The sequence below is a fragment of the Psychrobacter aestuarii genome, assembly GCF_904846035.1.
In the GTDB taxonomy this organism is placed as follows: domain Bacteria; phylum Pseudomonadota; class Gammaproteobacteria; order Pseudomonadales; family Moraxellaceae; genus Psychrobacter; species Psychrobacter aestuarii.
This window is the reverse complement of sequence record NZ_CAJGYT010000003.1, coordinates 1-7,339: the sequence shown is the minus strand read 5'-3', so window position 1 is coordinate 7,339 and position 7,339 is coordinate 1. Positions and strand designations below refer to the sequence as shown.

Genomic DNA, 7,339 nt, shown 5'->3' with positions numbered 1-7,339 from the left:
TGTTCTTTGTCTATTTCTGACATCACATCATAAAACGTCTTTTCAGGCTCAAGCCTTGCTATTTCTGCCATTCGGTATATTTCAAAAGCGCTTGGTGCGTTTCTTCCATTCCTCCAATGCGTAATCCTCACATTGCTTGTATTTAATCTATTAGCTACTTCTTTATAGCTTCCAGTCTCTAGTCTTGCCAAATCAATTAGTCTTCTAACACTCAACATGAGTTTCTCTCCCCTTGTTAATTAACAAATAGTAAATTATAATTCGGGTATATCAAAATTATATCACTGGACGGACTTTCTACAATGTCAAATTCTGTATTAGAAGCCCAACTCTTAGGTTTTTTAGCAAATTTCGCCTTAGCTGGTGCAACTGTTTCCACCTTTGTACTTATCGATATTCGTTCAAAACTAAAGCAACTATTGCAATTACAAAGAGAAAAAAATAATCACGAAAGCTAAGAGCGCCGAATATATCCCCTGCCGTTATAACGCTAAACATAAATTTCTCACTATTCTGGAGTGTTAATTATGCGTCAAGTATACAAAAGTCTTTCCGAAACTGTCCCTTATATCTCTAGTTCCCCTGAGGTTTTAACCCTTTGCCCCTGTCCTCCAGAAACTTCTGATACAGAAGTGGATGGGGGCATCTTTTCAGCTGACTGCCGTGCTCGTTGTGAGTGTGGTGAGCTTTGGGTACTTGGTGAGTATGTCTGCAAGCACTGCGGACATGAATCAGATATGCCGTTCTAGGGGGTTGATATGCCTTTATTAGTCGCTCCTTTCGCTTTGATTGTTGCTCTTTTACTTGTTGCTTTTCTCTCGTTCAGTGAAGAAAAAGACAACGCAGAATTTGAAGCAAAGAATTGTCCTGAGATGCTGCAAGTCGATAGTAAATATTGCAAGAAAACAGACAATTAAGGTCGATTTCTTAGCAGTGATAAACGTCTTTTTGTTTATTGCTGCTAAGAAATGACCAACGGGGGTTTGGGGGTGTAGCCCCCATGCTTTTTATCTTTTAGCTGAATTGGAGAAATAGTTTATTTTTTAAGTCAAGTTGGAGATTTGAAAAATACTATCTTTACTTAAAAAATCAATTATTTAATCAATGAAGTGCTTTAAAAAGAGGCTCTTAAAATGTCTTACTTATATCACACAGACAAAGAATTTTATCAAGCATCACTTGATTCATCAGCACGCCTAATATTTGACAAGGCATCTAGTCAATTATCAGACGGCAATCCAGTACACACAGAAGTTAAAGCATTACTAACGCTATCGAACACAGCTCTTTTTCATTCACTTAGCAATACAGTCATAAACACGTATTACACAATTTTGAACGATGAAAACTCAAAAAACGATGATATGGAAGGTTGGGACAAATGATGAAAAATGAATACCCCACAGTCTCGCCCAGTGAATTCGCTGCTGATTCAGCTAATCGAGTTGATACCCTCATTAATAACATGAGGGTAACTCACGCAACCATGCCCCACAAACGCGCTGCCTACGCGCTCGAACTCATGGACGCTAAAAAGAATGCCATATCTAAAACCGAAACAATCGTACTAACAGGTAAAAACAACAAACCAGTATATAAATCTATTGCTGTACCTTGTAACGGTCAAGAATTTTTCATTGATTGGCTCAACATGACCGCCGATATATCGACAGTCGGAGAAAAGTACCGTCGCACTCATGAAGACGATGACCAATACCTATCGCTTTGCCAGTCGGCAGCCGCCGAAATATCTACCCATCTTGTCCGTATGCTTGGTAAGCGTTATGCCATCACAGCCCAAAATCAGACAGGGCGCAATTTTTACAAATACAGTTTTGTTATTGGTGAAAATTACGGTCTTGTCTGCATTGGTGGGCAGCGTGATAGCTTCCTAATCATGCTCAATGGCACAGGCTGCGCCCTAGCCCCGCAAGGTTGGCAAACCTACGTACACCAATGGATTACCAAAGTAGCCGTTAAGGGCAAAATCACCCGCGTAGACCTTGCCCATGATGATCTGAACGGTGACTATCTCAGCGTTGACGCAATGGACGAACTAGAGACCAATAAAGGTTTTCACTGTGGCGGTGCAGAACCAACCGTTCAGCATCTGGGCAACTGGAAAAACAATGACCCATACAACAAAGGTCGTACCCTAACCATTGGCAATCGCTCTAGTGGTAAATACTGTCGCTTCTATGAAAAGGGCAAAAAAGAGGGAGACAAGGAATCGCCTTGGGTTCGCTGTGAAGTTGAATACAAAGCGAATGACCGCGTTATACCCTTTGATGTCCTCCTCAACCCTTCCCAATACGCAATGGGCGCATACCCATGCTTTGAAGGTCTGTTCTTATTTGAAACATCAGAACGCATTAAAACCAATCGCAAAACAGCACAAGTAAACCTAAACCATGCCTTTAATTGGATAAAAAACCAAACTGGCAAATATATGTCTTTTTTCCGTACGTTCTTATCTGATGCCGAAATACTGGAACTGATAAAGAGCGATGATGATACAGCCGTTCCAAAGCGGCTTCACCTATGCCACATGGCAGCAACATTAGGATATGCAGCATGATTACTCAAATGCAAATTACCATTATTGGCGCTAAGCCATCAAAGTTCAAAGTCGAAGACTACGAAGAAGATACTACCAAAGTTTACGCCCTACTGCCACTCGATGAAGAATCGGGCGGCGTTGGTCAAGCATCTGAGGCTTTTAACTTCAAAGACTCTAAAGCCATTTCCCTTTTCGATGGTGTCAAGTTCCCAGTACAGGCGAATTGCAAAGTCGAACTGATTACAGGTGGTAAAAAATCGAAGCTCGTTTTGCGCTCGATTGACATTCAAACACAGCCCAAGGCTTAAAGAATATGGCTAATGAATCTTATGTGTGCGTTGAACTTGTCAATGGTGTTTGTCAGTCGTGGGCTGTTCACACAAGCATATTGGATTCATTGGCGATAACCCCCGTCCAAGCGGGAAAAATCAGCACCGCAATAATTTTAGTCCTAGTTACAGGCTGGGTCTTAGGAGAATTGGGGCGCTTAATTAAAAACTCGAACAATCCGTTCGGGTAACTCAGGAGTATTAAAAATGGAAGGTTCTTCAGGTTTAGACGTAACCCAAATCGTATCTCAAATCAGCGCTCAAGTTAGCAATGTCGAAACCATCGGTCTTGCAATCCTCGGCGTGCTTGTTGTGATTGCGGGTATTAGCTTGCTGCGTCGAGTAGTGCGCTAAGCGTTGTTTGTTTTTAAAGCTGATTGGCTTAGGTCAGTCAGTTTCAAAAAGCAAATAAGGGGGCATCACATGGAATACGTCACAAAAGCAGAGCTTATTCAAGCAATTAATGTTCTTTCACCTGTTTTTGCATTTACATTCATTATGTCTTGCTTCGTACTTTTCCACACAATCAAGGTTCTTTTGGATAATCTGCAATTTTTGCTAGAGGCTAGAAAAAATGGACGCTCCTAGTATCTTAAACTGGCTCATTGTCTGGACGCTCGTTACAGCAATACGCATCATGTTGTCAAAAGTATGAATAGATTAACTTATACGCTTTTCTGTTTTATATCAGCAATGTTTTTTACTGCTGTCACCCTTCCCGCGTTCGCAGACGGTAGCGGCAGCTGGGGCGATGATAGCGGTTTTACTGGTAACGGCGGTGGTTTTGGTGGCTCAGGTTCTGGCGGTGACTGGGGTGACCAGTGTCAGTCGTATATATCTAGTTCTAAGTCTCAAACACTATCTTCTAGTCCTGCTGCTGCTTGTTCTGCTTATGTTGGTGTGCGTGTTGCTTCTGATTCTGTTATTGCGTCTACTTCCTTGTCTGGTCTTACTTGTTCTTATGAGACTAAACATCCGACAACTGGAGTTATTAATGGTTCTGGTAGTGTAAAAATTACAGTATCCAACTGTCTTGATGAACCTATTTGCCCAGCGGGTGAAGAACTTATCAATGGTGTTTGCACTCCTCCTCTTAAGTGCCCAGCGGGTTACATCAAACAAGATAACAAGTGCATTTGGCAGTGCCCAGCTGGTTACAAGATGCTCGGCGGCAACTGTGTACCAGATGATATGCCTGAAGACTGCGACCCTGCTATTCAGCAATGCGATGAAGATGGCAAGCCTGTTTGCGACTGCTGCACAAACTTAAAACAGCTTGTTAGCGACAATCGGACAATGATAAATAACGATAACCGAATCATATCTTTAACCGAAAACATGACCAGCAATCAAAATACAATCATCACGAATACTCAAAACATCAATAACAATATCAGCAACGTAAATAACAACTTAACAAATATCAATGAAAGCATTCAGAACGTCATTACAACAATAGAAGAAAACAAACCTGATTTTGACACCTCAGGCATTGAAGCAAAGTTACAAGAATTAATAGACAAAGAAACAACGGTAGATGGCACAAATATAGAAATGGACTTTACCCCATTAATCACCAAGCTGGACGAATTAAACGAATCTATAAAAGCCAATAAATACGACGATACAGAATTAAAGGCAAAGATTGACGAACTTATAAACAAAGACTTGTCAGAAATAACAGACAGACAAGACGAACAAACATCGCTACTCGAAGACATAAAACGTCTTTTGATGCCAACCAATGAAGCGGGTGATTCATCTTTTGATATGCCAGACGTTGAGCAATCAACGGTTGACCCGTGGGGCGCGCTTACAGGTTTTGATATTAGTCGCAACCGCATCAACGCAAGCAAACAGTGCCCAGCAGATAAAACATTTACAGTTTGGGGCGCTGAATTTGCGATACCCATGCAGCCTATGTGCAGCTTTTTGGGTTATCTCGCCCCAGTCTTTTTAATGCTCGCCTACTTCCAAGGCGCAATGATAATACTAAGGTCAGGTGATTAAATGCCCGCCGTTATCGTACTCATATTAACTTGGTTCACGCGTTACTTAATCTTAAAAGTAATTGCGATTGTCGGGGTTGCTGTTGGTAGCTACGCAATCATACAGACGTTCTTTGATAAGTATGTAAATGCGGGTTTGGCACAGCTTGGCGGTATGCCCTCCGATTTAATGGGCTTAGTTGGCATTGCCCACATAGACCATGCAATCAGCATCGTACTGGGTGCTATGTCTGTCCGAGCGTTTATCACTGCTGCACGCACCATGCTAGCAAAATTATAAAGGGGCGCAAGGGAAGGAGCGACTAAAGGAGCGACTGACCGCCCGCCCAAGGAGATACTATGGCTATTGACGTGATTACAGGGCAACCGCGTAATGGGAAATCACAGCGCGCTGTTAAAATGATATTTGACGATATAAAGGAAAACAACAGGCTAGAAAAAGAGGGCAAGCCGCGCCGCCCTATTTTTTCCGATATCGTTGGCATCAATGACCCTGATACAGTTACAAAATTGCCTGAAGTCCAAAAGCCGCCCACAGATAAGCCAATTTGGTTTGGTGATTATAAAACCGCCCCTGAAGAAGTCCCCGATGGCTACTGGTGTCCGCCGCCTAATAGCATCTTTTACTTCGATGAAGCGCACAAGCTCGAATGGGTCAAAGAGACCAGCGGCACGCTATCAAAAAACCCGTCTACTATCTCATTAAATGAGCATGGTCACATTGGTCATGACATAAAGTTACTTACCCAGTTCCCCAACTATGTACACACCCACATACGCGGACTTGTCCAGACGCACTATCATGTAAAGCGCGTCCACGGCGCATCGTTTGCATGGGTCTACAAATGGGACGATTTCCAGCTATCCCCGCGCACCAAAGCAGCCATTACAGACGCTTATGAAACAGAGAAGTTCTTTTTCAAAAAGAAGTACCAAAACGCCTATAAGTCAGCATCAGCACACAGCAAATTCAAATTCAAAATACCCGCTAAGCTAATACCTTTCATCATCGCTATTCCCTGCATATTGTTTGCCCTTTGGTACGTTGGCAAGGATTCAATGTTTGCCCCTGAAGCTGCAAAAGATGAGCAAGTACAGCAAGAACTTGATGACGTTAAAGCACAATCACAAGCACAGTTAGAAGAAATCAATAACATGAGATTTGAGCTCGAAGAACTAAAAGCAAAATATCTACCAAAGCACATCGCCATGCTCGCAGAACATGAAGACGTGCGCCCCGCAATGATAATCGCATCAGATACATCATGCGTCGCATACAATACATATGGTGAGCCTTTGCTAATCACAGACAGCCTTTGCTACATGATGAACGAATCACCCGCAATGATACCTAAATCAAGAGAAATTAAGCAGGCTTCTACTACCGCCCCAGCATCGGGCACGCTTGGCAGCGGACAAGAAAACAATACAACAAATATCGAATATTTTGACAATCAAAAAGACTTTGTAACTGCAAGTTAGTTTTGAGCGTTTTTGCTCTTAACTACTGGAGTTATAACAATGTTTAATAAGCTATCTGAGATTATCGAATACTATCAACAGTATCATCTAACAAAACACAAATACGAATATCGAGCGCATAACCTGCGCTTTTTTGATGCCTACAATTTACGTGACCTACGCAAAAAAGACGTGAAAGAGTACGCGCTATTACGCCGTGCCAAGGTGTCCAACGCCACAATAAATCGTGAATGCTCTTTTGCTCGCGCAGCGATCAACTGCGTTAATGATGATTATGAGCTTAGGCTAAATAACCCATTTGCGGGTGTAAAATTTGTCGAAGCCGATTACATCGCGCACTATCTAACACGCACCGAATACCAAAGGCTGCTTGCTGCCGCATTGGAAACACACAACCAAGATTTGCACGATTTTATAGTTCTTCTCACAATGACAGGCTGCCGCCCTATCGAACTGCTAACGCTCGAATGGTCAAACGTCCACATAGACAAACGTCAGTTTGTTGTCCGCAACTATTACAGTAAGTCAAAGCGCACAATGTACAAATATCTAAACGATACCGCGTTTAATGTGCTATTGGAGAGACAGCAGCAAGCTAAGGGAGATTATGTTTTTACCAATATGAATACAGGTGAGCATATAAAGAGTTATAGCAAGGGTTTTCAATTATGCAAAAAGCGTGCGGGTGTTAAATGCACTATGTATGATTTACGGCACAGCTACGCTTCATGGCTTATACAGGCGGGTGTTGGTATTTATACCATCAAAGAGCTTTTAGGGCATGGCGACATTGAATCGACAATGCGCTATGCCCATTTAGATTATCGACAGTATGTTGACTCTTTATCTTTGATAGGGTGAATAGTTTGTAAATAAATGTAAACAGGTTTTGCACGCCCTCGCTTTCCGAAGCCGAGGGTCGTGGGTTCGATTCCCGCCGGGCGCACCAATAATCTGCA

10 protein-coding genes are annotated in these 7,339 nt (G+C 42.4%); 9 read left to right on the top strand and 1 reads right to left on the bottom strand.

From position 1 onward, the window contains the following. On the bottom strand, nucleotides 1–218 hold a 218-nt coding region (locus JMW05_RS12075), incomplete at its 3' end, for a helix-turn-helix domain-containing protein (protein ID WP_227691578.1). 84 nt (nucleotides 219–302) lie between these two features. On the opposite strand from JMW05_RS12075, the gene JMW05_RS11960 reads away from it, so the two are divergent. The 9 genes from JMW05_RS11960 (at nucleotide 303) to JMW05_RS11920 (ending at nucleotide 7,241) form a co-directional block, all read left to right on the top strand. Beyond that, complete coding sequence (locus JMW05_RS11960) at nucleotides 303–458, top strand: hypothetical protein (protein WP_201505716.1); 156 nt, start codon at nucleotides 303–305, stop codon at nucleotides 456–458. A 300-nt stretch (nucleotides 459–758) separates the two neighbouring features. Next, entirely contained in the window at nucleotides 759–917 is a 159-nt protein-coding gene (locus JMW05_RS11955; protein ID WP_201505715.1) for a hypothetical protein, read from the top strand. Between the two features lie 464 nt (nucleotides 918–1,381). Next, nucleotides 1,382–2,578 carry a replication initiation factor domain-containing protein gene (locus JMW05_RS11950; protein WP_201505714.1) on the top strand — a complete coding sequence of 399 codons (1,197 nt, stop codon included), beginning with the start codon at nucleotides 1,382–1,384 and terminating at the stop codon, nucleotides 2,576–2,578. Beyond that, nucleotides 2,575–2,868 (top strand): hypothetical protein, encoded by a 294-nt coding sequence (locus JMW05_RS11945; RefSeq protein ID WP_201505710.1) that lies wholly within the window; start codon nucleotides 2,575–2,577, stop codon nucleotides 2,866–2,868. The genes JMW05_RS11950 and JMW05_RS11945 overlap by 4 nt, the downstream gene beginning before the upstream one ends. Nucleotides 2,869–3,096: 228 nt before the next feature. Next, nucleotides 3,097–3,243 carry a major capsid protein gene (locus JMW05_RS11940; protein WP_201505709.1) on the top strand — a complete coding sequence of 49 codons (147 nt, stop codon included), beginning with the start codon at nucleotides 3,097–3,099 and terminating at the stop codon, nucleotides 3,241–3,243. A 297-nt stretch (nucleotides 3,244–3,540) separates the two neighbouring features. Next, nucleotides 3,541–4,899 carry a virulence factor TspB C-terminal domain-related protein gene (locus JMW05_RS11935; protein ID WP_201505708.1) on the top strand — a complete coding sequence of 453 codons (1,359 nt, stop codon included), beginning with the start codon at nucleotides 3,541–3,543 and terminating at the stop codon, nucleotides 4,897–4,899. Then, entirely contained in the window at nucleotides 4,900–5,178 is a 279-nt protein-coding gene (locus JMW05_RS11930) for a DUF2523 family protein (RefSeq protein ID WP_201505707.1), read from the top strand. Nucleotides 5,179–5,237: 59 nt separating this feature from the next. Continuing rightward, the gene (locus tag JMW05_RS11925; protein ID WP_201505706.1) at nucleotides 5,238–6,380 is read left to right on the top strand and encodes a zonular occludens toxin domain-containing protein; all 1,143 of its coding nucleotides are present in this window, start codon (nucleotides 5,238–5,240) and stop codon (nucleotides 6,378–6,380) included. 39 nt (nucleotides 6,381–6,419) lie between these two features. Further along, nucleotides 6,420–7,241: a tyrosine-type recombinase/integrase gene (locus JMW05_RS11920; RefSeq protein ID WP_201505704.1), complete on the top strand. Its 822-nt coding sequence runs from the start codon at nucleotides 6,420–6,422 to the stop codon at nucleotides 7,239–7,241. Nucleotides 7,242–7,339: the final 98 nt, after the last annotated feature.

Coding starts and splice junctions, on each gene's coding strand:
- JMW05_RS11945 (WP_201505710.1), top strand. CDS start 2,575: ATGATTACTCAAATGCAAATTACCATTATTGGCGCTAAGCCATCAAAG.
- JMW05_RS11950 (WP_201505714.1), top strand. CDS start 1,382: ATGATGAAAAATGAATACCCCACAGTCTCGCCCAGTGAATTCGCTGCT.
- JMW05_RS11930 (WP_201505707.1), top strand. CDS start 4,900: ATGCCCGCCGTTATCGTACTCATATTAACTTGGTTCACGCGTTACTTA.
- JMW05_RS11925 (WP_201505706.1), top strand. CDS start 5,238: ATGGCTATTGACGTGATTACAGGGCAACCGCGTAATGGGAAATCACAG.
- JMW05_RS11920 (WP_201505704.1), top strand. CDS start 6,420: ATGTTTAATAAGCTATCTGAGATTATCGAATACTATCAACAGTATCAT.
- JMW05_RS11940 (WP_201505709.1), top strand. CDS start 3,097: ATGGAAGGTTCTTCAGGTTTAGACGTAACCCAAATCGTATCTCAAATC.
- JMW05_RS11955 (WP_201505715.1), top strand. CDS start 759: ATGCCTTTATTAGTCGCTCCTTTCGCTTTGATTGTTGCTCTTTTACTT.
- JMW05_RS11935 (WP_201505708.1), top strand. CDS start 3,541: ATGAATAGATTAACTTATACGCTTTTCTGTTTTATATCAGCAATGTTT.
- JMW05_RS11960 (WP_201505716.1), top strand. CDS start 303: ATGTCAAATTCTGTATTAGAAGCCCAACTCTTAGGTTTTTTAGCAAAT.